Annotated in this window: 22 protein-coding genes and 1 tRNA gene; 12 read left to right on the forward strand and 11 right to left on the reverse strand. The window is 64.2% G+C overall.

What is annotated here, in order from left to right; all coding sequences use genetic code 11:
• Window positions 1-3: 3 nt before the first annotated feature.
• Window positions 4-441 carry a hypothetical protein gene (locus SE91_RS04425; protein WP_061846714.1) on the reverse strand — a complete coding sequence of 146 codons (438 nt, stop codon included), beginning with the start codon at window positions 439-441 and terminating at the stop codon, window positions 4-6.
• 21 nt (window positions 442-462) lie between these two features.
• Window positions 463-1,008, reverse strand: coding sequence for a recombinase family protein (locus SE91_RS04430; protein ID WP_061846715.1), 546 nt, complete (start codon window positions 1,006-1,008; stop codon window positions 463-465).
• A 392-nt stretch (window positions 1,009-1,400) separates the two neighbouring features.
• On the opposite strand from SE91_RS04430, the gene SE91_RS04435 reads away from it, so the two are divergent.
• The 3 genes from SE91_RS04435 (at window position 1,401) to SE91_RS04445 (ending at window position 3,035) form a co-directional block, all read left to right on the forward strand.
• The gene (locus SE91_RS04435) at window positions 1,401-1,994 is read left to right on the forward strand and encodes a hypothetical protein (RefSeq protein ID WP_061846716.1); all 594 of its coding nucleotides are present in this window, start codon (window positions 1,401-1,403) and stop codon (window positions 1,992-1,994) included.
• A 136-nt stretch (window positions 1,995-2,130) separates the two neighbouring features.
• Window positions 2,131-2,802: a pPIWI-associating nuclease domain-containing protein gene (locus SE91_RS04440; RefSeq protein ID WP_061846717.1), complete on the forward strand. Its 672-nt coding sequence runs from the start codon at window positions 2,131-2,133 to the stop codon at window positions 2,800-2,802.
• A gap of 158 nt (window positions 2,803-2,960) precedes the next feature.
• Window positions 2,961-3,035, forward strand: a tRNA-Glu gene (locus SE91_RS04445).
• A gap of 139 nt (window positions 3,036-3,174) precedes the next feature.
• Here SE91_RS04445 and SE91_RS37465 read toward each other — a convergent pair.
• Both SE91_RS37465 and SE91_RS37470 read right to left on the reverse strand, forming a co-directional pair.
• Window positions 3,175-3,597 carry a GlxA family transcriptional regulator gene (locus tag SE91_RS37465; protein ID WP_245318316.1) on the reverse strand — a complete coding sequence of 141 codons (423 nt, stop codon included), beginning with the start codon at window positions 3,595-3,597 and terminating at the stop codon, window positions 3,175-3,177.
• A gap of 75 nt (window positions 3,598-3,672) precedes the next feature.
• Window positions 3,673-4,161, reverse strand: coding sequence for an AraC family transcriptional regulator (locus SE91_RS37470; RefSeq protein WP_245318317.1), 489 nt, complete (start codon window positions 4,159-4,161; stop codon window positions 3,673-3,675).
• 70 nt (window positions 4,162-4,231) lie between these two features.
• Between SE91_RS37470 and SE91_RS04455 the strand changes: the two genes are divergently transcribed.
• From SE91_RS04455 to SE91_RS04465, 3 genes are all read left to right on the forward strand, one after another.
• On the forward strand, window positions 4,232-4,990 hold the full coding sequence (locus tag SE91_RS04455) for a DJ-1/PfpI family protein (RefSeq protein WP_245318318.1): 759 nt from the start codon (window positions 4,232-4,234) through the stop codon (window positions 4,988-4,990).
• Between the two features lie 55 nt (window positions 4,991-5,045).
• On the forward strand, window positions 5,046-6,272 hold the full coding sequence (locus SE91_RS04460) for an ABC transporter substrate-binding protein (protein ID WP_063921284.1): 1,227 nt from the start codon (window positions 5,046-5,048) through the stop codon (window positions 6,270-6,272).
• Between the two features lie 91 nt (window positions 6,273-6,363).
• A complete protein-coding gene (locus SE91_RS04465; RefSeq protein WP_245318319.1) occupies window positions 6,364-8,271 on the forward strand; it encodes a DEAD/DEAH box helicase in 1,908 nt (635 codons plus the stop codon).
• Window positions 8,272-8,293: 22 nt separating this feature from the next.
• Here SE91_RS04465 and SE91_RS04470 read toward each other — a convergent pair whose 3' ends face one another.
• Both SE91_RS04470 and SE91_RS04475 read right to left on the reverse strand, forming a co-directional pair.
• A complete protein-coding gene (locus SE91_RS04470; protein WP_008544961.1) occupies window positions 8,294-9,319 on the reverse strand; it encodes an alpha/beta hydrolase in 1,026 nt (341 codons plus the stop codon).
• Between the two features lie 129 nt (window positions 9,320-9,448).
• Window positions 9,449-9,742: a hypothetical protein gene (locus SE91_RS04475; protein WP_245318320.1), complete on the reverse strand. Its 294-nt coding sequence runs from the start codon at window positions 9,740-9,742 to the stop codon at window positions 9,449-9,451.
• Between the two features lie 380 nt (window positions 9,743-10,122).
• Between SE91_RS04475 and SE91_RS04480 the strand changes: the two genes are divergently transcribed.
• Together SE91_RS04480 and SE91_RS04485 are read left to right on the forward strand one after the other, a co-directional pair.
• Window positions 10,123-11,652, forward strand: a complete 1,530-nt coding sequence (locus SE91_RS04480; protein WP_082813896.1) for an amidohydrolase family protein — start codon at window positions 10,123-10,125, stop codon at window positions 11,650-11,652.
• 3 nt (window positions 11,653-11,655) lie between these two features.
• Complete coding sequence (locus SE91_RS04485) at window positions 11,656-12,582, forward strand: CobW family GTP-binding protein (protein WP_061846721.1); 927 nt, start codon at window positions 11,656-11,658, stop codon at window positions 12,580-12,582.
• 19 nt (window positions 12,583-12,601) lie between these two features.
• On the opposite strand, the gene SE91_RS04490 is transcribed toward SE91_RS04485, so the two are convergent.
• Window positions 12,602-12,979: a tautomerase family protein gene (locus SE91_RS04490; RefSeq protein ID WP_061850951.1), complete on the reverse strand. Its 378-nt coding sequence runs from the start codon at window positions 12,977-12,979 to the stop codon at window positions 12,602-12,604.
• Between the two features lie 165 nt (window positions 12,980-13,144).
• Between SE91_RS04490 and SE91_RS04495 the strand changes: the two genes are divergently transcribed.
• Window positions 13,145-13,744 (forward strand): TetR/AcrR family transcriptional regulator, encoded by a 600-nt coding sequence (locus tag SE91_RS04495; protein ID WP_061846722.1) that lies wholly within the window; start codon window positions 13,145-13,147, stop codon window positions 13,742-13,744.
• 146 nt (window positions 13,745-13,890) lie between these two features.
• On the opposite strand, the gene SE91_RS04500 is transcribed toward SE91_RS04495, so the two are convergent.
• Together SE91_RS04500 and SE91_RS04505 are read right to left on the reverse strand one after the other, a co-directional pair.
• A complete protein-coding gene (locus SE91_RS04500; RefSeq protein WP_061850953.1) occupies window positions 13,891-14,361 on the reverse strand; it encodes a hypothetical protein in 471 nt (156 codons plus the stop codon).
• A gap of 14 nt (window positions 14,362-14,375) precedes the next feature.
• Window positions 14,376-14,876 (reverse strand): hypothetical protein, encoded by a 501-nt coding sequence (locus SE91_RS04505; RefSeq protein ID WP_061846723.1) that lies wholly within the window; start codon window positions 14,874-14,876, stop codon window positions 14,376-14,378.
• Window positions 14,877-15,180: 304 nt separating this feature from the next.
• Between SE91_RS04505 and SE91_RS04510 the strand changes: the two genes are divergently transcribed.
• From SE91_RS04510 to SE91_RS04520, 3 genes are all read left to right on the forward strand, one after another.
• Window positions 15,181-16,863, forward strand: coding sequence for a methyl-accepting chemotaxis protein (locus tag SE91_RS04510; protein WP_061846724.1), 1,683 nt, complete (start codon window positions 15,181-15,183; stop codon window positions 16,861-16,863).
• 195 nt (window positions 16,864-17,058) lie between these two features.
• Complete coding sequence (locus tag SE91_RS04515; RefSeq protein WP_061846725.1) at window positions 17,059-20,361, forward strand: carboxyl transferase domain-containing protein; 3,303 nt, start codon at window positions 17,059-17,061, stop codon at window positions 20,359-20,361.
• A 95-nt stretch (window positions 20,362-20,456) separates the two neighbouring features.
• Window positions 20,457-22,322, forward strand: a complete 1,866-nt coding sequence (locus SE91_RS04520; RefSeq protein WP_061846726.1) for a sigma-54-dependent Fis family transcriptional regulator — start codon at window positions 20,457-20,459, stop codon at window positions 22,320-22,322.
• Window positions 22,323-22,348: 26 nt separating this feature from the next.
• On the opposite strand, the gene SE91_RS04525 is transcribed toward SE91_RS04520, so the two are convergent.
• Both SE91_RS04525 and SE91_RS04530 read right to left on the reverse strand, forming a co-directional pair.
• Entirely contained in the window at window positions 22,349-22,903 is a 555-nt protein-coding gene (locus SE91_RS04525; protein ID WP_156489454.1) for a flavin reductase family protein, read from the reverse strand.
• A 58-nt stretch (window positions 22,904-22,961) separates the two neighbouring features.
• Window positions 22,962-24,059: an LLM class flavin-dependent oxidoreductase gene (locus SE91_RS04530; RefSeq protein WP_061846727.1), complete on the reverse strand. Its 1,098-nt coding sequence runs from the start codon at window positions 24,057-24,059 to the stop codon at window positions 22,962-22,964.
• Window positions 24,060-24,130: the final 71 nt, after the last annotated feature.

The following is a 24,130-nucleotide window of genomic DNA, read 5'->3' on the forward strand; positions in this document are numbered from 1 at the left end:
GCGCTATGTCGCTCGCCCGCGCATGACGCTGATCTTCCATGTGATCTTGAACTGCTCACCCGGCTGCTCATGCAGTTGAAAGGCGCAGTGCATGTTGGCGTGGCCGATCAGATCGCCGTAGGTGCCGTCATCGAGCTTCGTAGTGAACACCCGCCAGAGCATGGCGATGGTCTGCATGTTGTTTCCTGTGCCGTCAGAGGACATGCCGTCGTCGTGGACGCTCGCAATCAAACCATCGGCGAAGCTGCCTAACTCCACTTCCGGCATCATCCTGTCCCGCATCTTCGGCAGCATTGCGAGGACACCGTCCCTTTGAGAGGGCGTCCCGTGCCAGTTCAGTACCAGCTTGTCACCAATCGTGGCCGTGACATTGCCTGTGTTCGTCGCGCCAGCCGTGAATGCCTCGCGCAACTCTTTCATCCTGCGGAACAGGCCGAACATCAAACCCCCACAGAGGCCAAGTTAGTCTGCGCTCATCGCCTTGTAGATCGCGCCCCGTGAACACCCAAGCTGCTTCGCAATCGCGGTCGCGCCAAGCCCTTGCGAGCGCAGCGTCCTGATCTGGTTGTGATCGAGGCTCACCGGCCTGCCCTTGTAGACCCCGTTGGCCTTGGCTTTGGCAATGCCAGCCGCCTGTCGCTCTTTGATGAAGCCCAACTCCATCTCAGCGACCATGCCGAGCACGGTCAGCACCATGCGGCCAAGCGGTCCCGCTGTGCTGACATCAGGCTCAAGGATTCGCAGGGATGCGCCCTTCTGATCAAGCTCATGGACAAGGTTCAGCACGTCACGGGTGGAGCGGCCAAGCCTGTCGAGCTTCACTACGACCAGCGTGTCGCCGGGTCTGATGAAGTCGAGGATGGTCTCCAATTCGGTTCGGCCCTCGCGGCTCCTGCCTGAGACCTTCTCCTGCCTGACGATGTCACAGCCAGCGGCCTTGAGCCGTTCGAGTTGGGTGTCGGTGTTCTGGTCGGCGGTGCTGACGCGGGCGTAACCGATGAGGGACATGCGGCCTTCCTGTTCACGATGGGTGTACCCTTCGTGATCGTTCAGGATATGCGACTTTCGCGTTCACGATGGGTTGATTTCGATAAAGTAGACAGTCTGAATCCATAACTCAAGACCCAAAATACACAATACACTTCGTGGGTCCGACGAGGGCTGCGGCCACGCGGAGATGCACTTTCTGCTCTGTCCCTAAAGGGGCTGCCCAGGGGGGAAACCGCACGGATCATCATGTTGCAGCCGTCTCACATTTTTTCGCGAAATTCCCTTTCCGACCGGCGAGCGTCCCGGGTTACAGCGCTCACGCAAGTCTCTGGATACTGGACATCCTGAGTTGCTGGCCCGGCCCTCTCGCCTTAACTTGCGGTTGCTTAGGGGGTTGAGGAGGAACAGGGGTGGCAGATACCAAATCCGATTTGGCGAAGGAGCTTGCGGCTATCGAGATTCTGACAACGACGTTGGAGCCGCTCGGTGCGACTGCGCGGGCTAACGTCATTGACTATGTCTTCAAGAGGCTCGGCATCGGTGTATCCGCTTCCACGGAGGCGGCGCCGACCATGACACCTCCTTTGAACCTCGCTTCGCCGCCCCCGGCCTTGGCCGAATTGGCCTCGCGGCCCGCTGACATCCTTTCACTCAAGGAGGAAAAGCAACCGAGGAGCGTGAACGATATGGTTGCTCTTGTCGCGTACTATCTTGCTCACCTCGCGAAGGACGGCGAGAGGAGAGACTACATCATCGCGGACGATATCTCGAAGTACTTCAACCAAGCGCGGTTCAGGTTGCCAGAGGGGCCTGCAAGGATGGCTCTCACGAATGCGAAGAACGCCGGGTATTTGGAGGCCAAGGATCGAGGTCAATACCGCCTGAGTGCAGTGGGACACAACTTGGTCGTTCACAGAATGGGGACTGACGAGGCTCAAGGATCGCCTGCTCGACGCAAGAAGCGGAAACCTAAGGTGAAGGGGAAGAGCAATCGCAGAGGCTGACGTGGACCATACTCAAGAATGGCAGTCGCTCTGCGACGCAGTGGATGCGCTGCACAGGACCGTAAGTCGCACCCGTTCAGTTCACGTCAATGACGAGGGCGCTAGAGGGCAGGCTCGGGCCGCTGCACAATTGTACATGCGGAACGCCCGCCCCCTGTTGTCGAACGCGGCCATCGACGACGAGACCATCGGGAGGCTCGACGTGGCTTTCCAAGAACTCCTGCGCCTTGCCTCGTCGAGAAACGTGACAGATGCGTACCAGAAGCGGTTGCGTATCATCAGAAGACTTGCTCCAACGATCTCTGCCGCTCTTGAACTCAAGGCGGGCGAACACCGCAGTCATGAGGCGCTTACATCCTCTGACAAGCAAATAATACAAACTCTGGAACGGACCGTTCCCTCAGCGGCCCTGTCATATCGGCAAGCACTCGCCGATCTCTCCGACGCGGGCCGCGTATCTTTCAGAGGCTCCGGCACGGAACTACGCGAGGCACTTCGAGAGGTTCTCGATCACTTGGCGCCAGACCGCGAGGTGATGGCCATGGACGGGTTCAAGTTGGAGAAAGATCGGCAGAAGCCGACCATGCGCCAGAAAGTCATGCACATCTTAAAGGCCAGAGGGCGGTCTAAGACAGCGATGGGTTCTCCTAGCGAGGCGGTTGAAATGGTGGAGGGTCTAACCGGAAACTTGGCTAGGTCAGTCTATAATCATGGATCGCTCTCAACTCACGTTCATTCGACGCATCAGGACGTGGCTCGGTTGAAGCGATATGTCGACGTGGTTCTGCTAGACATTCTCGAATTATGAACGCCTAACCGGCTGACTGCCCTTGCGCTGCTACTTACCTCTGCTACGTTTCGCACGTTAGGTGACTATGCAGATAAGAAAAACCGAGCGTTAAAGGTGAAGTTCGGAGCGAGGTCAGGCGACGCCGTCCAAATTCGCGGCTATGTCCTCTCCCTCACGCTCCCTTCGTCTAGCGGTTAGGACGCGGCCCTCTCAAGGCTGAAACAGGGGTTCGATTCCCCTAGGGAGCGCCAGCAACCACTCATTTGCGAACCCGGGCCGCCTCGGCTCGCCAAGACTTTTTTGCCGACCGGATTGCCTGTCGCGGCACGACCGTGTCGCTTGAGTATGCGACCGGCTGATCGCGCAAAGGTCAGGCCAATCGACCTTCCTTCATTGCCTCTGCCCTTGATAGAACCGGACCCGGTAATCATGCGGCAGCACGTTGAGGCGGCGGCGGAACGCGCGGCGCAGATGCTCCTCGCTCTGAAAGCCTGAGCGCGCGGCGATCTCCTTGATGGGAGAAGCGGATTCTTCGAGCGCGCGGCGGGCGGCCTCGACGCGAAGCTCTTCCACCGCCTTGCCGGGCGTGCGGCCGGTCTTCTGGCGAAACACCCGCGCGAAGGTGCGGGGGCTCATGCCGGCTCGCTCAGCCAGCTTCTCGACACGCAGGTCGCCGCCGAGATTGTCTTGCATCCAGTTCGATATCTTCTCGAATGCCCGGTCATCAGAGGCCTGTAGGGACAACGGCACGCTGAATTGCGCTTGCCCGCCGGGCCGCTTCAGGAACACGACCAGGCGGCGCGCGATGCGCATGGCCTCGCGATGCCCGAGGTCGTCCTCCAGCAGCGTGAGCGCGAGATCGATGCCCGCTGTGACGCCTGCCGATGTCTAGATGCCGCGGTCATGCACGAAGACCGGATCGACCTGCACCGAAACGTCCGGGTATTTTTCGCGCAGCAGGTCGCAGGAGCCCCAATGGGTGACCGCGCGCCGCCCGCGCAGCAGGCCGGCCGCGGCCAGGACGAACGTGCCGGTGCAGACCGAGCAGACGCGTCTGGCCTTCGGCGCGGCGAGCCGAAACCAGTCGATCAGGGCCGCCTCCGCGGCCGCACGATGAACGCCGGGGCCGCCGCCGACGATGAGGGTGTCAATATTGCGGAGGTCGCAATCGGCGAGCGCCGACGTCATTACTTCAAGGCCGGACGAGGTTTTGACCGGTCCGCCCTTCAAGGAGCAGGTCTGCCAGACATAGGGAGCACGTCCCGTCTGCGATGTTTCGCAGGCCAGCTCGAAAGCCTGCAGCGGCCCGGCGAAGTCGAGCAACAGACACTGGTCGAACAGGACGAAGACCACACGGCGGGCGGCCGAACGGGCCATTGGCTGCGCCTTTGTCATGGGAAAGGCTCGACACGAAAGTCTTGGCAGGAATTGCGCGTATTATGACATTTTGGCAAACGGCCTCTGCTGTCAACATCGTTTCATAAAACGGTGGAGGCGCGGCATGTCCGGCAAGCGGATCGAGATCGGAATTCTGTACTATCCGGGGATGACCCAGCTGGATGTCACCGGGCCGTTCGAAGTGTTTGCCCGTCTGCCGAACGTTCGCATGCATCTCCTGTGGAAGCGCATCGAGCCCGTCGTCAGCGACGTCGGCCTGCCGTTGCTGCCGACGACGACCTTCGCCGATTGCCCGGAGCTTGACGTATTCTGTATCGGCGGCGGCCCTGGGCAGGTCGCCACCATGGACGATGACGAGGTGATCGCATTCGTTCGCGACAAGGGTGGATCGGCGCGCTACATCACGTCGGTTTGCGCCGGCTGTCTGATCCTCGGGGCCGCAGGCTTGATCGACGGATACAGATCAGCCTGCCATTGGTTGATGAGCGACCAGCTTGCCGCCTTTGGCGCCATCGCCGTCGACGAACGCGTCGTAGTCGACCGCAACCGCATTTCCGGCGGCGGTGTCACCGCCGGTATCGATTTCGGTTTTCAGGTCGCCGCTCAACTGTGCGGCGAAGAGGTTGCGAAAAAACTCCAGCTGATGCTGGAATACCAGCCGCAGCCGCCGTTCGATATCACCGTGCAGAATGCGCCGCGTGAGCTGATTTCCGGCATGCGCCGCGAAGCCGAGCCTTGGTTGCAAAAGCGCGCAGCCGCGGTGCAGAAGGCGGTCTTGAAACTCAAGGCAAAAGCGACGGCGGCTTAAGCTCGTTCGCGACAGGGAGGAAAGCCACAAGCGCCATCATTGGAAAGGTGTTCGCATGATCTGGCACGGCCGCATCGCTAGCCTTCTCGTCGCCGGGACTTTCATCGCAACTTTTCCGGCCGCTCGCGCCGCCGAACTCTCGGGAGGCGTGGTCCGGATCGGCATCATCAACGATCAGGCCGGGCCGCTGTCCGACCTGTCGGGATCGGGCTCCGTCACGGCGGCCAGGATGGCGGCGGAAGACTTTCAGAAACTGGTGCCGTCGATCAAGGTCGAGATTCTGACCGCAGACCACCAGAACAAGCCCGACATCGGCGTCGGCATCGTCCGCAAATGGTTCGACGTCGACGGCGTCGATATGGTCGCCGACGTGTCGAATTCGGCCGTGGGACTGGCGATCCAGTCGCTCGCGCGCGACAAGAACAAGATTGCGGTCTATTCGGCGGTGGCGACCACCGAACTGACCGGCAAGCAATGCTCGCGAACCGGCCTGGCCTGGCTGCACGATTCCTACAATCTGGTGTCGGGACCGATCCGCACCCTGGTCAGCCAGGGCTACGACACCTGGTTCTTCATCGCGGCCGATTACGCGTTCGGCAAGAACATGGTGTCGGAGTCGCAGCGCGTGCTGGCGGCGGCGGGCGGCAAGTCGCTCGGGGCGGTGTATCACCCGATCGGCAACGCGGACTACAGCTCGTTCATCCTGCAGGCGAAGGCGTCCGGCGCGAAGGCGATCGCCTTCGCCAATGCCGGCGACCAGCTGGTCAACCTGATGAAGCAGTGGAACGAGTTCGGCATGAACACGGGCAGCCAGAAGCCCGTGGCCGAACTCATGTTCGACACCGACGTCCATGCCATGGGCGCGAAAATCGCCAAGGGCCTGACCACCCTGACGGCATGGTACTGGGCGCTAAATGACGAGAGCAGGGCATTCGGCCAGCGCTTCTTCAAGCTTCGCAACGCCATGCCCACGGCGCCGCAAGCCGCGGTCTATTCCGGTGTCAGCCACTATCTGAAAGCAGTCGCTGCCGTGGGCACGGATGCGACGGATTCGGTGCTGGAGCAGATGCGCTCGACGCCCGTCGACGATTTCTACGCACGCGGCGCGAGGTTGCGCGAGGACGGCAAGCTCGTGCACGACTTCTACCTTGTACAGGTGAAGGATCCGTCCGAGGTCAAGGCTCCCTGGGAATACTATAACGTGCTCGAGAAGGTCCCAAGCAACGAAGTCTACTCCTCGTTGACTGAGAGCGAATGCCCACTGGTCAAGCGGGTCAATTGAGAAGCTCGGCGCGCCAAACGGCTGATTGCCCCTACAGGAGAGTTCGCAGCTTTGTTCTGAGCGGCGCGCCCAAATCCTAAGCCATTGAAAGTTGCGCCCTCTGGGCGACCATGGGAGCCGTGAGAGACCGCTCGGTTGGACGAATGGCCACGGGGCGGTCCGCGGAGGCGCTCGCGGTCCTGACATGGCAATCCTGATCCCTAGTCTGGGTTTCGCACGCTTCGACAGCCGCGGGGAGCTGCGGCTCGCAGAACGGCTCAAGGACTTCCTCGAAGAGAATGCCGTCGTCTGGCACAACCTTCCTGTCGGCCCTCTCAACCGGCATCCGGATTTCATCATCGTTCATCCCACGAATGGCCTGCTCGTGCTCGAGGTGAAAGACTGGCGCCTGGACACGATCGTTGCGGCGGACAAGACGAAAGTCGAGCTGCTGACCAATCGTGGTGTCGTACGGGAGAGCAATCCGCTCGAGCAGGCTCGCAAATATACGTTCGACGTCGTCCGCACGCTGGAGCGCGACGGGCAGTTGCTGTTTCCGCCCGGCCATCGCTACATGGGCCGGGCCATTGTTCCGTTCAGTTTCGGCGCCGTCTTCACCAACATCACGCGCAAGCAGTTCGACCAGACCGATCTCAAGGAGGTGTTCTCGGAGCATCTCTGTCTGTTCAAGGACGAAATGACGGAGGGCGCGGATCCCGAGGAATTCCGGTCCAGATTGTGGCGCATGGTTCATCCGCGTTTCGGGGAGCCGCTCTCCATGCCGCAGTTCGACCGGCTGCGCGCACTTCTCTTTCCCGAGATCCGCATCCGACAGATTGCCCTGCCGCTGGACGACGCGACTGGCGATCCATCCGACCGCACGCTTGCGGTCATGGATATGCATCAGGAGCAGTTCGCGCGCAGTCTGGGCGAGGGGCATCGCATCATTCGCGGCGTCGCCGGATCGGGCAAGACCCTGATCCTGGCCTTTCGCGCCGAATATCTGGCACGTGCGGCGGCAAAGCCGGTGCTCATCCTGTGTTACGCCAACGGCATCGCCGGGCGGCTCGAGGATGCCATGCAGAGCAGGGGCGTTGAGAACCGCGTTCAGGTTCTCACCTTCCATTCCTGGTGTTACCGTATGCTGCGGACCTACGGGATTCCCACCCCGTCGGAGCGGGACTATCCGGACTACGCAGCGCGGCTGGCTGCGAGCGTGTCGGAGGTCGTGAAGGCGGTAGACCAAGGCCATATCCCGATGGAGCAGTACGACGCCGTCCTCATCGACGAGGCGCACGACTTCGAGCCGCAATGGCTCGCGCTTGCGGCCAAGATGGTGAACCCGCGCACGAAGGCGCTGATGGTCGTCTACGACGACATCCAGGCCATCTACAGGGGACGCGAGCGTCCGGTGTGGAGTCAGCTCGGGATCGAGGCGAAGGGCCGAACGACCGTGTTGAAGGTCAACTACCGCAACACGTCGCAGATCGTGGCCTTTGCCCGCCGCTTCGCCGCAGACGTCATCGGCGCTCCCGGCGTCACCGCCGACGATGAGCACGCCATCCTGTTGCCCGAAGATGCTGGACGGCAGGGACTGGAGCCGGCCGTGCAGCGCTGCGTGAGCGTGGACGCAGAAGCTCACTGCGTCGCCGAATGGTTTCTCGACCGGAAAAAGGCCGGTTATGAGTGGTCTCAGATGGCGTGTCTCTATCCCGAGCATTGGATCGGCGGTCGGGTCGCGCAAATCCTTGCCAGGCACAACGTGCCGATCGACATGGCCAAGGACAATCGCAACAGGATTTCAGTCAAGCGCGTGGCCGTGCGGTTCTTGAGCATGCACACCGCGAAAGGGCTGGAGTTTCCTTGCGTCGCCATTGCCGGCTTGGGCTTGCTCGGCCGTCACGGTGAGACCGTCGAGGAATGTGTCCGGCTCACCTATGTCGGCGTAACGCGGGCGACGCACGAAGCGCTCCTGACCTATTCGAGCGAGTCGGCCCTGGTGCAGCGTCTGATCGCTTGACGAACGTCGCGCGGGCGCTCCCTTACGCCGTCGTGCCGTCGATCGAGCGGCGGATCACGCGCAGCACTTCTGCATTCGACAGGAACAGATCGTGGTTGATGATGCCCCAGCCTTCCTGGGAGGCGTCGACCACGCGCACGCCGAGCCGGGCGATGGCAGCCTTCTCGGCGGCGCCGACCCGGGTCATGCCACCTGCGATTTGGCCCGACAGCGCCAAAGCGCGATCGTTGGTCGCGGCAATCACAGTGATCTTGCCGGCGAGCGGACCGATCCGCTGGATCGCCGACGAGAACACGTCCATGTCGATATCTGGCGCGGCAAACACCACAGAGCCGATCTTGCCCGTGACGGTGTCGCCGTATCGCGAATAGAGCTGACGCAGGCTTTCGAGCGTCAGCATGGTTCCCATGCTGTGCGCAACGATGTGCACGCGGCCGGCGCTTGGCGCCGACACGAGCGCGGAGAGCACGCGTTCGAAATCGTCGCGGGACCACATCGCGCTGTCGCGGTCATAGGCGTAGTCGAACAATCCGGCCTTGGAGGGCCAGGAGAACGCCATGGTCCGGCCGCGGAACTTGATCCCGTCGGAGAGAAAGGCGGCATCCAGCACCGCCGTCTCGAATGTCTGCTTGAAACCGTGCACATAGATCAGCACGTCTCCGCTGCCGGCCTGCGCAGCGAGTTCGCCAACGTCGGCCGATACCGGCTCGACCCGATCAAGGCGCCAATTGCCCAGGCCAACCGAAGCGAGGGAAAGACGGCTCTCGTCCGGCGCCACCAGCTTTGCCCGTGCCACCGTCATGCTGGTCGCGCGCTCCGGCCCGAACCATGGTTTGGCACGAGCCCCATTCACCGGTTTGCGCGTGGTGGTGACGAGCAATGTCGGTTCAACGGAAAGGGACGAGGCGTCGAAGCGGGCGCCGGTCGCACCCAAGCCGGCGCATCCACCGAGCGCGAGCGCACTCCCGGCCGACACAAAGCCGCCGAGGAACGCGCGGCGCGAAATGGAATGACGGGAGTCGTGTTGCAGAAGACGTCGGACGATCACACGGAACCTTTGGGAACTTTGCCCACCATAATGCCGCCCCACCTCGCTCACTGAACGACAATGGGGGCGAGAAGACGGCAGAGCCGTCTCTGCGAGTGGTTCAGTCAGGGTGTCCGGACGAATGCCCCATCAGCCGATGATTTCGATCGAATGTAGCGCGCACCACTCGCGCAAGGCCTGCTCGGTTGCCTCCTTCTCGAAGGCATGCCAGCGCTCGATCGCACGTGGTCGAGCGAGCAGGGCCTTGAACTTGGGATAAGCGCCTCGCTTGCTGAAGAAATAGCGGACGTCATCGAAATCATCCGGCAGGAACTCGCGGGCAAAAGCGAGCACCAGGGGTTTGCCGAGATCGAGATCGCGCTTGTCGGGGAGCGGGATATATTTGTCTTCGCTCTCGATGTCATCAGGCAGTTCGTCGTCCAACTCTCCCGAGTAAAGAGGATTAGCAGTAGATCTCCGCGGTCTGTCTACAGACCAAGGCGCGGAAGTCTCCCAGGCCGCCACCGGTACCGGTATTGGCAAACTCAAGGGCTGCCAGGATGTCATTGAACTTCACCGGCATCGCGTTGGGCCACCGTGTGCTCGCATTCGATCCATCGCTTTTAAGCCGGCTTCGCAAGGCGCGACGGGTCTGGATATATTCATCCAGAACGCGGCGCCTGTCTTGAAGAATTTTCCCGCCCCCAGCGCGATGTCGGCTGTGATGGGCTTTTGTCGCGCGCAATGCGCGCAATCACTGCCAAAATGACCTTCCGTGCAAGCATGATGCGTCGGCCTCTGTGGAGGTGGTCGTTGCGCCCAGAATCTGCCTTGATACAAGTTCAGCGCGGAGGAGTTGCGACATGAACGGCTTGGTGATCTCTGGCGGTCGGGTGGTGGACCCCGCCAGCGGGATGGATGCCATCGGCGATGTGGCTGTCGTGGACGGCAAGATTGCCGCGGTCGGCACAGGTCTCGGCGGCGCCGAGCGCGTCATCGACGCCACCGGCCTCGTGGTCGCGCCGGGCTTCATTGATCTGCACGCGCATGGCCAGTCGGTGCCGGCCGACCGCATGCAGGCGTTCGACGGTGTCACGACCACGCTCGATCTCGAGGCGGGGGTGCTGCCGGTCGCATCCTGGTATGAGCGCCAGGCGCGGAAAGGGCGGGTGCTGAATTACGGCGCCGCCGCTAACTGGGCGTTTGCGCGTATCGGCGCGATGACGGGCTCCAATGCGGAGAGCTCGCTAGAGGCATTCGGCAATGCCATGCGCGACCGCCGCTGGATCGAGAACGTCGCGACCGATGCAGAGGTCGCCGGCATCCTCGAGCGCCTGTCGCGCGGCCTCGACGAGGGCGGCATCGGCATCGGCATCCTGAACGCCTATGCACCCGGCGCCGGCGTGCAGGAGCTGACCGCGGTGTGCCAGCTCGCCGCCAAGCAGGACGTGCCGACCTTCACCCACGTCGCCTTCATGTCGCGCATCGATCCCGAAAGCGCGGCGGAGGCCTATATCCGCCTGATCGGCTATGCCGGCGCCACCGGCGCGCATATGCACATCTGCCATTTCAACTCGTCGAGCAAGACCGACGTGGAGCGCTGCCGCGTGCTGATCGCCAAGGCGCAGGCGCAAGGCCTGCCCATCACCGTCGAGGCCTATCCTTACGGTACCGGCTCGACCGTGCTGGCGGCGGCCTTCTTCAGCGATCCCGAGTTCGTCGAGCGCAACGGTACCGGTTACGATTCGGTGCAGCGGGTGACCGACGGCCACCGCTTCCGCGACCGCGAGGAGCTGCTCAAGGCGCAAGCGGAAGAGCCGTCCTCGCTGGTGCTCTGGCACATTCTCGACACCGAGAACAACGCGCATCACCGCGACCTGCTCGACATGTCGGTGCTCTATCCCGGCGGCGCGATCGCCTCCGATGCGATGCCGTGGACGCTGCCCGACGGCTCGACCTACACCGGCGACGCCTGGCCGCTGCCTGATGATGCCACCTCGCATCCACGCTCGGCCGGCTGCTTCACGAAATTCATCCGCGAATGGGTGCGCGAGCGCAAGGCTGTGTCGCTGCTCGAAGGCGTGCGCAAATGCGCGCTGATCCCTGCGGAGATCCTGTCACAGAGCACGCCGGCGATGCGCGCCAAGGGCCGGCTCGCCAAGGACGCGGACGCCGACATCGTCGTGTTCGATTACGAGAAGCTCTCGGACTGCGCCACCTTCACGGCGATGAATCGTCCTTCCGAAGGCGTGCGCCATCTGGTCGTCAGCGGTCAGCCGCTGATCAGCGACGGCATTCTCGATGTGGCTGCGCGGCCGGGCAGGCCGGTGCGCCGGCCCGTCGCCCGGGGCTGATCCATGCCGGTCCCCATTCTCCTGGTGACGGGCTTTCTGGGGGCGGGCAAGACCACGGTCGTCAATCATCTGCTGGCCAACGCCGCGGGGCGGCGCATCGCCGCCATCGTCAACGATTTCGGCGCGATCAACATCGACGCGGAGCTGATCGCGGGCGCGAGCGACGGCGTAGTCAGTCTCGCCAATGGCTGCATCTGCTGCTCGCTGGAGGGCGATTTGCTCCGCACCCTCTCGACGCTGCTGCGGCGCGATCCGAAGCCCGAGCACATCGTCATCGAAACCAGCGGCGTCGCAGATCCCGCCGACATCGTGCGCAATCTGATGGACCCGGTGATCCTGCGCGAGGCGCCGCTGGAGACGGTGCTCTGCGTGATGGACGCGACCGCGCCGCCGAGTGCCCTGGAGGACGCGCTGCACCGATCGCAGTTGCGCGTTGCCGACATCGTGGCGTTGAGCAAGCTGGACCTGGCGGAAGAGGGCGCGGGCCTGCGGATGCGCGAGGCGATCCGTGCGCAGCGCGTGCCTGCTGTAGTGGTCGACGCGCACCATGGCGAGATCCCTGCCGCGCTGCTGTTTCCCGCGCATGTCGATCGCGCGCCGACGCCGCGCGAGGTCGGGCCGCGACGGCCGGCGGAAGAGCGCTTCGAAACGCTGAGCTGGACCTCGGAGCAGCCGCTTTCGCTGCCGCGCCTGCAGCAGGCGATCGGCAAGCTGGCACCGAAGCTCGCGCGCGCGAAGGGCCTGTTCGAGACCGTCGAGCAACCCGGCCGCATGATGGTGTTTCAGTTCGCCGCCGGCCGCGCGACGTTGGCACCGGGTGAAGCCCCGGCGCCAGGCGTGCCGCGATCACGGATCGTCTTCATCGCCGAACTCGGCATGCTGTCACGGGCCGAGCTCGACGCGATCATGGAGGGCTGTGTTGCGAGTTAAAGCTGCAGCGCGTGCTGCGTCACGCGAATTGCGCGATGCCGTGGCCCACGGACCAGTTCTCCTTGGGCGCATCGAGCACGTTGACGAAGACGTCTTCGGGGCGGATGCCCGGGCTTTCGCCGAGCAGGTCCGCGATGCGGCGATACAGCGCCTTCTTCTGCTCTGCGGTGCGCGAGGCGAACACGGTGATCTGGATCAGCACGGCATCGTCGCTGCGTTCGACGCCGTAGGCGTTGCCGCAGCGGAAATTGGCCGGCGCAAGCTCGCTGATGGTCATGAATTGATCGCCCTCGGGCACGTTCAGCGTCTCGCGCATGGCCCGGTAGAGGTTGTCGAGGATCGCCTGCCGATAGGCGTCCGGCTTGCCAGCCCGCATCGAGATGTGGAGGAGAGGCATGAACTGGTCCCTTTGCATGCGAGTCCGGCCCGCCAGGAGCACAAGCGCCGGCGGTTTTCGGCCCATTGACGAAACTTGCTGTCAATCCCAATCTGTTTTTGACACGCTGTCTAGAAACCACGTTTTTGACATCGTGTCAAATATTTGCCCACACAGGAGGATATCTTGAGGCCGCGCGAGTTCGACCATGATGACGTCCTGCGCATCGCGTTCGAGCAGTTCTGGCGCAAGGGTGTGCGCGGCACCTCGCTGTCGGACATCGCGCGCGATGCCGGTGTCCAGCGTGGCAGCCTCTACAACGCCTTCGGCAGCAAGGAGGCGCTGTTCCTGACGGCCTATGAGCGCTATGCGGGCGAGTATCTCGTCACGCTGCGAAAGGCGCTCGGCACCGGTTCGTTGCGCAAACGCCTCACCGCGTTCTTCGATCTGACCATCACCAACTTCCGCGCGGGCTCGCCACCACGGGGATGTCCGACCACGCGCGGCTTGATGGAGCTCGGCGCGGCCGAAGGCGAAGGGCTCGACGAGGAGGTGCGTGAGGCTTTTGCGGGCCTCGTCTCGTGCATCACGGCTCTCATTCAGGAGACATTGTCGGCCGGCGCCGAGCGCGGTGAATTCAGCGGCAACCCTGCGGCTGCGGCGCTGCACATCGTCACGGTGACGCGGGGTCTTGCCGTGCTCGAACGTGCCTTCGACGATGAGCCGCAACTGCGCAAGATCGCAGCTCATACGATCGACCTCGTGCTGGGCAAGAAGGGCGGTTAGTCAGGTGAAGATATAGGAGAACGACGATCCCAGCGGTGGTCGCGCTGGGATCGCCTGGAGGTTTCATGGAGGGCATCGAGCTCTGCGCCTCCACGCGATGTTGATAGCGTAAGGCCGCTCGCGATGCGACTAGAACCCGTCAAAGCTCAGCACAAGGCGAGAGCGTTGACCGCGCGCGTCGTCGCATCCTGCTTCCCGGAGCCCACGAACTGGCAAACGACGGATTCGAGCTCGCCCAGCTGCCGGCTGCGTGCGACCGTGAGCAGCCGCATCAGTTCCGTTTCGTCCTTCGACAGGCGGCGGCAGGACGGCGGCATGAAGTACAGCTCGCATGACCTGCCGCTGCGCAGGATCCTGACGAGCGCTGCGGCCCGCGCCACCAGCAATGCGCCGTCGGCGATATCAGGAGTTTCGTCGGCGAAACGGTAGGCCGCTTCCCAGCAATCGGACGCGCCGGTCGCATAGGCCGCTCCGATGAAGCGGAACAGCGATAGCGCGACGCGGGAAAACTGATCATAGCTCTCGACGCTGCGCGGCGTCGACAGCACCGCTTGGAGCGGGCAGAGCCGCGATTGCTCCGCCTCCGGGACTGCCACGGTCGTGCACGTGTTCTGCATCGCTGGCGGTCCCATCAGTGCAGCGTCGGACTGCCCACGAACCAGCTCTTCATGGCCTTGGTCCGATCATGCTCGAAAGTCCGGATGTGCCGGTCGGGCAGGATGAGACCCGCCATGCGGAAGATCGTTGCAAGTCCGCGCACGGGCGCGAGTGCCCAATCGGCCCCGACCGGCGGCAGCCAGCACTCGAACTGCTCGCGAACGACGTCGATGCGCTCCTGCTGGGCCGCGGCGATGGCCCGTAAGATTCCGTGCTCGCTGTCGGACATGCGCGGGCAGGTGGGACAGTGTATTTCGATCGCCGTATGCGCCGTGCACGCGAAGACCTCGATAATGGCTTCCAGCGAGAACACGGCGTCGCCGACGCGAAAATGATCGTACACCTGCTGGATATCGGCCGCGGTCGGGACCGCACCTCCGCTGCGCGCCTTTGCCCTGAATCCCCAGATGAACAGCCGCTCCGCCGCGCTCAGCGCAGGAAGGTCTAGGGATCTGGTGTGTGTCGATTGGTGCATGGAGGCTCTGGCCTTCGGCTGCGCTCACGCCACTTCTGGCGTTGGTGATCTGCGTCGATCGTTCTGCCAGAGCCTTCCGCAAGTCAACGCTGGGAGCGGCGATATCGAGGTCTTCTAGATCTAAAGAAGCCTGGAGCCAGGAAACAACCAGCCCTTGTCTTGAACGATTCCAAGGCAGGGAGTCCGAATGGTGCCGCCGTGATGCACATTTGGCGGGCGTTGCGGGCGAACTCCTTGCTTAAAACTTTGCTAAGGCGAGCACGATAAACTGACATATCAGCCCTCCGAATTCTTGTGAGCTCCGATGTTTTTCTCCCGCATCAGTTTCAAGCTGGTCCTGATTGTCGGCATCAGCCTCCTCGGCATGATCGTGCTGGCGCCGATCGCGCTTTCGACCCTGCGCACGCAGATGGTCGCCGACCGCCAGGCCAAGACGCAGCACATGGTGGATATCGGCTACGGTATCCTGGCGCACTATCAGAAGCTCGAGAGCGACGGAAAGCTCTCGCGCGATCAGGCCCAGGCCGGTGCAATGGCTGAGATCAAGGGCCTGCGCTACGACAAGGTCGAGTATTTCTGGATCAACGACATGGCCCCGAAGATGGTCATGCACCCGATCAAGCCCGAGCTCGACGGCAAGGATCTCTCGGGGATGAAAGACCCGGCCGGCAACGCGCTGTTCATGGGTTTCGTTGACGTCGTCAAGAAGCAGGGCGCGGGCTTCTACGGCTATCTCTGGCCGAAGCCCGGCTTCGACCAGCCGGTCGGGAAGATCTCCTATGTGAAGGGCTTTGCGCCCTGGGGCTGGATCATCGGCACCGGCATCTATCTCGACGACGTCGATGCCGTCTTCCGTCAGAACGCGATGACGTTCGCCTACATATGCCTGGCGGTGCTGGTCGTGGTTCTCGGCGTGTCCTTCCTGATCGGCCGCAGCGTCACCCGGCCGCTGGCCCGGATCACGTCCCTGACCGAACGCCTCGCCGCCGGCGATGCCGCGTTCGACGTGCCCTACACCGATCGCCGCGACGAGGTCGGCGGGCTCGCCAAGGCGCTCGCCGTGTTCAAGGACAATGCATCGGCCGTCAGCCGGATGCATGCCGAGCAGCAGGAGCTGAAGCAGAAGGCCGACGACGAGAAGCGCAAAGCGATGGCCGACCTCGCCGGCAAGTTCGAGGCGAGCGTCCAGGCCGTCGTCCGCGACGTCTTCCACGAGGCGCGCGCGATGCAGCAGGCCGCGCAGGGCATGTCGGAGACCGCGAACAAGGCGACCGACCGCGCGAGCTTCGTTGCCGCCGCCTGCCAACAGGCTTCCAGCAACGTGCAGACGGTGGCCTCCGCCGCCGGCGAATTGTCGTCCTCGATCACCGAGATCAGCCAGCGCGTCGCGCAGGCCGCCAGCGTGGCCGACAAGGCCGCCGCCGACGGGCAGCGCACCAACGACACCGTGCAGGGCCTGGCTGCCGCCGCACACAAGATCGGCGAGGTCATCGACCTCATCAACCAGATCGCCTCGCAGACCAATCTGCTCGCGCTCAACGCCACCATCGAGGCGGCGCGCGCCGGCGAAGCCGGCAAGGGCTTTGCGGTGGTCGCGAGCGAAGTGAAATCGCTGGCGAGCCAGACCGCCAAGGCGACCGATGAGATCGGCGCGCAGATCACGGCGATCCAGGCCGAGACCAACGAGGTTGTCGGCAACATCGAGAGCATCCGCGCCACCATCATGGAGGTCAACGAGATCTCCTCATCGATCGCGGCCGCGGTCGAGGAGCAGGGCGCCGCCACCCAGGCGATCGCCCACAGCGTGCAGGAGGCCGCCTCCGGTACCGACCAGGTCTCGCAGAACATCTCAGGCGTCACCGACGCCACGGCGGAAACCGGCCAGGCTGCCGGCCTCGTGCTGCAATCGAGCGGCCGGCTGACGCAGAAGCTGCAATCGCTCGAGAACGAGGTCAGCACCTTCGTTGCGGGCGTGCGGGCGGCCTGATCGTCGCCGGTCGCGTCTGCCGTGACGTGGATAATTCGCCGCGTCACGACGCGTGCGGCTGGCTCGAAATTCCGGCCGGCGGGAGCGGTCATCGCGACCGGGTTTCCCGTCCTTGACGGCTGCGGTTAAAGTGGCGAAGCAGGACCATCGAACCTGCCGACCCGCGTCTGCCATCGCGGGCGTGGAGACCGCCGCATGTCGTTCAAGAAACTGCTGATCGCCAATCGCGGCGAGATCGCCATCCGCATCGCGCGTGCCGCAGCCGATGGCGGCATCACGACGGTCGCGATCCATCCTGCCGACGATGCGCTGTCGCTGCATGTGCGCGTTGCCGACGAAGCCATCGAGATCCCCGGCCGCGGTGCGCGGGCCTATCTCGACATCGATGCGGTGGTGAAGGCGGCGAAGGCAACCGGCTGCGATGCCGTGCATCCCGGCTACGGCTTCCTCAGCGAGAACGCCGCCTTCGCGAAGGCTTGCACTGAAGCGGGCGTCGTCTTCGTCGGGCCGAAGCCGGCCGCGCTGGAGCTGTTCGGCGACAAGGTTGCCGCACGGCAGCTGGCAAAGCGCTGCGGCGTGCCGATCATCGCCGGCACCAGCGGGCCGTCCACGCTGGAGGAGATCACGGCGTTCTTTACATCCCTCGGCAGCAACGCGGCGATCGTGATCAAGGCGATGGCCGGCGGCGGCGGTCGCGGTATGCGCGTGGTCGAGAGCTCAGCCGATCTGGCGGAAGCCTATGCGCGCTGCCAGTCCGAGGCCAAGGCAGCGTTCGGCTTCGAAGGCGTCTATGCCGAGCGGCTGATCCGGCAGGCGCGTCATATCGAGGTGCAGATCATCGGCGACCATCACGGTGCGATCTCCCATCTCTGGGAACGCGAATGCACGATCCAGCGCCGGCACCAGAAGCTGATCGAGGTGGCGCCGAGCCCGTCGCTGAGTGATTCCTTGCGCAGCCGCATCATCGAGGCGGCGAAGCAGCTCGCCTTGGCTGCCTCTTACGACAATCTCGGCACCTTCGAGTTCCTGGTCGATGGCACTGCCGACGACAACTTTGCCTTCATCGAGGCCAATCCGCGGCTCCAGGTCGAGCATACCGTGACGGAAGAGGTGCTCGGTCTCGACCTCGTCCGGGCCCAGCTCGCGGTCGCGTCAGGCGCGACGCTCGCCTCGCTCGGTCTCGCGCAAGGGTCGATCCCGAAGCCGCGCGGCTATGCCATGCAGCTTCGCGTCAACATGGAGACGCTGGACGAAACAGGCGCGACGCATCCGACCGGTGGCGTGCTCGCCGTGTTCGAGCCGCCGTCGGGGCCGGGCGTCCGCGTCGATAGCTTTGGCTATGCCGGCTACAAGACCAGCGCCGCCTTCGACTCGCTGCTGGCCAAGGTGATCGTGCACACGTCGGGCGAGGCCTGGCACGATGTGGTCGCGAAAGCCACGCGCGCTCTGCGTGAGTTCCGGATCGACGGCGTCGTCACCAATATCTCCTTCCTTCAGGCGGTGCTCGCGCATCCCGATTTCAGGACCAACCGTATCGCGACCGATTTCATCGATCGCAACATCGCAAAGCTCGTGGAGGCGGCCGATGGCGCCGCTAAGCCGCTGTATTTCGCGGCGGCCGAGCGAAGCGGGCACGACACTGAGCCGCAGGTCGCGCAAGCGGTGCCGGAAGGTGCGCTGATGGTCGCCGCGCCCCTGCAGGGGACGATCGTCACCATCCAGGTGAAGGAAGGCGAGATCGTCCGGCCCGGCCAGCAACTCGCGGTGATCGAATCCATGAAGATGGAACATCTGGTCATGGCGGAGCAGGGCGGCCGGGTCATGAAGCTCGTCGCCGGCGACGGCGTCACGCTGCTGCACGGCGAGCCGATCCTCTATCTCGAACCGCTGGACGTCGCGGCCGATAGCGCGGCGGCGGAAGCCGACATCGATCTCGATCACATCCGTCCCGATCTTGCCGAGCTGATCGCGCGCCAGGCCAACACGCTCGATGCGAACCGGCCGGCTTCGGTCGAGCGGCGCCGCAACACCAACCAGCGCACGGCGCGCGAGAATGTCGCGCAGCTCGTCGACGACGGCTCATTTATGGAGTATGGCAGCCTGGCGATCGCGGCGCAGCGCCGACGGCGCAAGCTCGACGATCTCATCAAGAACACGCCTGCCGACGGCCTCGTCATGGGCGTTGCCACCGTCAACGCTGAAAAGTTCGGGCCCGAAGGTGGCCGCTGCATCGTCGTGGCCTATGACTACACCGTGCTCGCGGGCACGCAGGGCCACATGAACCACAAGAAGATCGACCGCATGCTGACGCTTGCGGAAGACTGGCGCGTTCCATTGGTGTTCTATGCGGAAGGCGGCGGCGGCCGGCCCGGCGACACCGACCGGCTCGGCATGACCGGCCTCGACGGTCCCTCGTTCGTGCAGTTCGCAAGGCTCTCCGGTCTCGTGCCAGTTGTCGGCATCGTTTCCGGCTATTGCTTCGCGGGCAATGCCGCGATGCTCGGCTGCTGCGATGTCATCATCGCCACCAAGAACGCCTCGATCGGCATGGGCGGCCCCGCCATGATCGAAGGCGGCGGTCTCGGCGTCTATCATCCGGCCGAGGTCGGCCCTGTCTCGTTCCAATCCCCGAACGGCGTCATCGACATCCTGGTCGAGGACGAGGAGGAGGCGACAAGGGTTGCGCAGAAATACCTGTCCTATTTCCAGGGTGCGGTGACGGATTGGGAGGCCGCGGACCAGCGCCTGCTCCGCCGCGCCATTCCCGAGAACCGGCTTCGCGTCTACGACATCCGCAGCGTCATCGATCTCGTCGCCGATAAGGACTCCGTGGTGGAGCTGCGCCGCGACTACGGCGCCGGCATGATCACCGCGCTGATCCGCATCGAAGGCAAGCCGTTCGGCCTGATCGCCAACAATCCGCGCCATCTCGGCGGCGCCATCGATGCCGATGCCGGCGACAAGGCCGCACGCTTCCTCCAGCTCTGCGACGCCTTCGATCTGCCGATCGTCTCGCTCTGCGACACGCCCGGCTTCATGGTCGGTCCGGAAGCGGAGAAAACCGCGATCGTCCGCCACGTCTCGCGCATGTTCGTGACCGGCGCGAGCCTCACCGTGCCGCTGTTCGGCATCGTGCTGCGCAAGGGCTATGGTCTCGGTGCGCAGTCCATGATCGGCGGCGGCTTCCATGCCTCGTTCTTCACCGCGGCGTGGCCGACGGGCGAGTTCGGCGGCATGGGCCTGGAGGGCTATGTCCGTCTCGGCTTCCGCAAGGAGATGGAGGCGATCGCCGATCCCGAGGAGCGCGAGACCTATTACCGCAACAAGGTCGCCGAGCTCTACGCCAACGGCAAGGCGGTCTCGATCGCATCGGTGTTCGAGATCGACAACGTCATCGATCCCGCGGAGACGCGGCGCTGGATCATGGCGGGCTTGCGGTCAGTGCCGAAGCCGCCCGCGAGGACGGGGAAGAAGCGGCCTTGCATCGACACGTGGTGAGGGCAGTGCAGCAATAGCTGCGTTCCGGTTCCCGATTGACATCCCCGCCTGTGGTGCCAGACTTTGCACAATAATACAGGGTGGAGACGTCCGCGATGGCCAGCCTCTCGGCCTCGAACCATGTCGCCCGTGTCTTGTCCGTCGCCGACCAGGTGGCCGACGTCGATGCCTCTTCGCGGATTGCCAACTCCTGGCGGCGCTGCCTCGTCAATCACAAGCTCGATCCCGCCCGCCAGGGCCCCCCGCAGACGCTGACCGAAGCCGAAATCCGGCATGCCGCCGAACCGATGGAGCAGCTGATCCGGCTCGCGACGCCGGAGCTCGAAAGCCTCGCGAAGGTCCTGCGCGAGGCCGGCTATTGCGTCAATCTCGCGGACCCCGGCGCAACCGCGCTGCTCAGCTGGCTGCCCGGCGCCGCCGATGCCGACATCTTCCTGCATTGGGGCGTCTATACCGGCTCGAATTTTTCGGAAAGCTGCGAAGGGACCAACGGGCTCGGCACCGCACTCGCGGAGGAGAAACCGATCCTGGTGCATCGCGATGAGCATTTCCGCGAGCAATGGGGCATCTTCTCCTGTGCGGTGGCGCCGCTGTTCGATCCAGCCGGCCGCATCGCGGGCGCGGTGAACATCACCTCCTGTCGTGGCGATCTCAGCCGCACCGCGCATCAGCTTGCGCTGGCGGTCACGATGGAGGCGACGCGCCGCATCGAAGGGGCGATCTTCCGCGATCATTTTCGTAACGCTTCGATCGCGCGTGTGCCGGGTGGTGACGGCGGCGACGGACTGCTGGCCTATGACGAGGATCGGCGCGTCGTCGGCGCCTGCCGTTCGGCACGCGCCCTGCTGGGTCTCACTGACGGCACCATCGCATCCGGCATCGATCTGTCGCGCTACGTCGAATTCGACCATGAGGGCGTGCGTGGCTCGGATGGCGCCGTCGAGCTGCGCCGCGCCGACGGCCGTGCCTTGGGCCGGGGCCGTGTTGGGCCGCCGCTGCGCGCAAGATCGAGCACGCGGCCGCTGGCGCCGCGCCGAGATGCGCCCGTCGACCGCTTCGATGCGTTGCACCGGCTCGCCGGCGGCGATCCTGGTTTGGTCAGAAGCGTGATGCGGCTGAGGCGCATCGGCGACCACAATCTGCCGGTGCTGCTGCATGGTGAGACCGGCGTCGGCAAGGACGTGTTCGCGCGCGCCATTCACGCGGCGAGCAATCGTGTGCGCAACAACTATGTCGCGCTGAACTGCGCGGCGATGCCCGAGAGTCTGATCGACGCCGAGCTGTTCGGCTACGAGGCGGGTGCCTTCACCGGTGCGCGGCGCGACGGCTCGAAGGGGCTGATCGTGCAGGCGGATGGCGGCACGCTGTTCCTCGACGAGATCGGCGACATGCCGGTCGCGCTGCAGACGCGCCTGTTGCGCGTTTTGGAGAACCGCGAGGTCTGGCCGCTCGGCGCGCTCAAGCCCGTCCCCGTCGACATCCGGCTGATCAGCGCCACCCATCGCGATCTCGGCCGCATGGCCGAGCAGGGCGCCTTCCGCGCCGATCTCTATTTCCGCCTGCGCGGCATGGAGGTGCGGTTGCCCGCCTTGCGCGAGCGCGCCGACCGCGACGACGTCATCCGCCAGATCGCGCGCGAAGAGGCGCCGGCCTGCCGCCTCTCGGATGACGCCTGGTCGCAGCTTGCGGCCTATCCGTTCCCCGGCAACATGCGCCAGCTCCGCCACGTGTTGCGGCTCGCCGGCTGCACGGCGGAGGGCGGTGTCATTACCGGTGCCGATCTCGATTTGCCGGCGTTCGGAAGGGCGGAGCCTGACCTCGAAGCGGCCGAGCGCGCCACGATCGTCGAGGCGCTGCGTAAGCACGGCGGCCGCGTCACCGACGCGGCGCGTACGCTGAAGCTGAGCCGTGCGACGCTGTATCGGAAGATCAAGGCGATGAAGATCGAGACGCCGCGATAGCGCTTAGCTGCATGTAGCGAGCGCTCTTACGAAAAATCCGTCCAGATCAGATGCCGTGCGTCGATGTCGCCAATCGTCACGCTCTCGCGGATCTCCCGCGGCGTGTGGAAGTTGCTGCGCAGATACACCAGCGGCGTGGCCGCGGCGGAATGCGACGCGCTGCGGACCTCGCCGACGAAGATCGAATGCGTCGTCGTCTCGAATTCCTGCGCCAGCACGCAGTCGAATGCAGCGACCGCGTCCGTCAGCACCGGCGCGCCGGTCTCGCCCCGCGTCCACTGGCCGAAGGCGAAGCGATCGTCGCCATTGACGCCCTTCTGGCCGCTGAAGGTCAGCGCCAGCAGGGCATGATCCTCGTGCAGGAAGTTGATCGCGAAGGCGCCTTCCTCGCGGATGCGTGCATGGGCGCTGGCGTTGCGGTTGACGCAGACGATGAGCGACGGCGGATTGTCGGAGAGCGAGCAGGCCGAGGTCACGGTCAGCCCGGTGCGCTTGCCGTGCTCGGCGCCGACCGTGACCAGCGCAACCGCGCCGGCGCATTGGCGCATGGCCTGCTTGAAGTCTTTGGTGTCCACCGTCACGCGGAAATCTCCGAAACGAATGCGGGTGCGGCAACGATCTCGCCGCACCCGCATCAGGTCAAGCCGCCTTCTTCGCGGAGCCGAGATGCGTCAGGCGCGGCATCACCTCGTTCTTCAGCAGCGACAGCGAGTGGTGCCAGGCTTCCGCCTTGTGCTTGTAGTCGAAGCCGAACACCAAGAGCACGCCGAAGCCGCCGACCTCGTCGTAGATCTTCTCGATCTTCTCGGCGACGGTCGCGGGCGAGCCGACGATCCAGTTCCGCTTCGCGCAATATTCGACGGTGACGTCGCTGTCGGGCACGTCGGGTGCGTGCTTGAGATAGTCCTTGAAGCCGAAATGGCCGAGCAGCGGCAGGAAGTATTCGCTCATCATCCGGCCCATCATGTCGCCGGTCGAGAGCCTCCAGGCCTCCTCGTCGGTATCGGCAACGAACACCTCACGCACCAGCCGCCAATCCGCACGGTTCGGCTTGCGTCCGGTCTTGGCGGCGCCGATCTCCACCGAATCCCAATGACTTGAGACATAGGCCGGGTTGAGGTTGAGGCTCATCGGAATGAAGCCGCGCTCGCCGGCGAGCTTCAGCGTGTCCGAGTTCTTCGACAGCCCGGCGACGCCGATCGGCGGATGCGGCGCTTGCAGCGGCTTGATGTGCGGCTTGAGGAAGTCGAACATCGTGTCCGGCTTGGTCACCGTCCAGAACTTGCCCTTGTGGGTGAAGGGCGCCGGCTCGGTCCAGAGCTTCAAGATGATCTCCAGCGCCTCGCGGGTCATGTCGCGGTTCTGGCCGCTCATGCCGTCGACGTTGAACATCGCCCAGTCGCTGGGCAGGCCGCTCGCCGCGACGCCGAAATTGAGCCGGCCCTCGGAGAGATGGTCGAGCATGGCAACGCGGTTGGCGAGTTCGGCCGGGTGGTGATAGGGCAGGAGGAAGCCGCCCGGCCCGATGCGAAGCTTCTTGGTCTGCATCAAGGCCTGCGCGATCAGCAGGTCCGGCGTGGGGTTGGGTTCCCAGGGGGCGGTGTGGTGCTCGCCGACCCAGGCCTCCTGGTAGCCGAGCTCGTCGAGCCAGCGCATGACCTGCAGGTCCCAGTCGTTCCCTTCCTTCAGGCCGCACTCCGGCGGATGCGAAGGCATCGTGAAATAGCCGATCTCCATGGGCTTCCTTCTCCACAATTGACGCGTCTTGTTGCGCGGTTCACGGATGTGAGTGGGAACGCTTCAGCAAG

Source organism: Bradyrhizobium sp. DOA1, from assembly GCF_001593325.1.
GTDB lineage: Bacteria > Pseudomonadota > Alphaproteobacteria > Rhizobiales > Xanthobacteraceae > Bradyrhizobium.

What these genes read in the sequence shown, in the direction of transcription:
- SE91_RS04425 (WP_061846714.1), bottom strand. Translation starts at nt 441, where the DNA reads ATGTTCGGCCTGTTCCGCAGGATGAAAGAGTTGCGCGAGGCATTCACG.
- SE91_RS04430 (WP_061846715.1), bottom strand. Translation starts at nt 1,008, where the DNA reads ATGTCCCTCATCGGTTACGCCCGCGTCAGCACCGCCGACCAGAACACC.
- SE91_RS04440 (WP_061846717.1), top strand. Translation starts at nt 2,131, where the DNA reads ATGCGGAACGCCCGCCCCCTGTTGTCGAACGCGGCCATCGACGACGAG.
- SE91_RS37465 (WP_245318316.1), bottom strand. Translation starts at nt 3,597, where the DNA reads ATGCGCATCGCGCGCCGCCTGGTCGTGTTCCTGAAGCGGCCCGGCGGG.
- SE91_RS37470 (WP_245318317.1), bottom strand. Translation starts at nt 4,161, where the DNA reads ATGGCCCGTTCGGCCGCCCGCCGTGTGGTCTTCGTCCTGTTCGACCAG.
- SE91_RS04460 (WP_063921284.1), top strand. Translation starts at nt 5,046, where the DNA reads ATGATCTGGCACGGCCGCATCGCTAGCCTTCTCGTCGCCGGGACTTTC.
- SE91_RS04485 (WP_061846721.1), top strand. Translation starts at nt 11,656, where the DNA reads ATGCCGGTCCCCATTCTCCTGGTGACGGGCTTTCTGGGGGCGGGCAAG.
- SE91_RS04490 (WP_061850951.1), bottom strand. Translation starts at nt 12,979, where the DNA reads ATGCCTCTCCTCCACATCTCGATGCGGGCTGGCAAGCCGGACGCCTAT.
- SE91_RS04500 (WP_061850953.1), bottom strand. Translation starts at nt 14,361, where the DNA reads ATGCAGAACACGTGCACGACCGTGGCAGTCCCGGAGGCGGAGCAATCG.
- SE91_RS04505 (WP_061846723.1), bottom strand. Translation starts at nt 14,876, where the DNA reads ATGCACCAATCGACACACACCAGATCCCTAGACCTTCCTGCGCTGAGC.
- SE91_RS04510 (WP_061846724.1), top strand. Translation starts at nt 15,181, where the DNA reads ATGTTTTTCTCCCGCATCAGTTTCAAGCTGGTCCTGATTGTCGGCATC.
- SE91_RS04515 (WP_061846725.1), top strand. Translation starts at nt 17,059, where the DNA reads ATGTCGTTCAAGAAACTGCTGATCGCCAATCGCGGCGAGATCGCCATC.
- SE91_RS04520 (WP_061846726.1), top strand. Translation starts at nt 20,457, where the DNA reads ATGGCCAGCCTCTCGGCCTCGAACCATGTCGCCCGTGTCTTGTCCGTC.
- SE91_RS04530 (WP_061846727.1), bottom strand. Translation starts at nt 24,059, where the DNA reads ATGGAGATCGGCTATTTCACGATGCCTTCGCATCCGCCGGAGTGCGGC.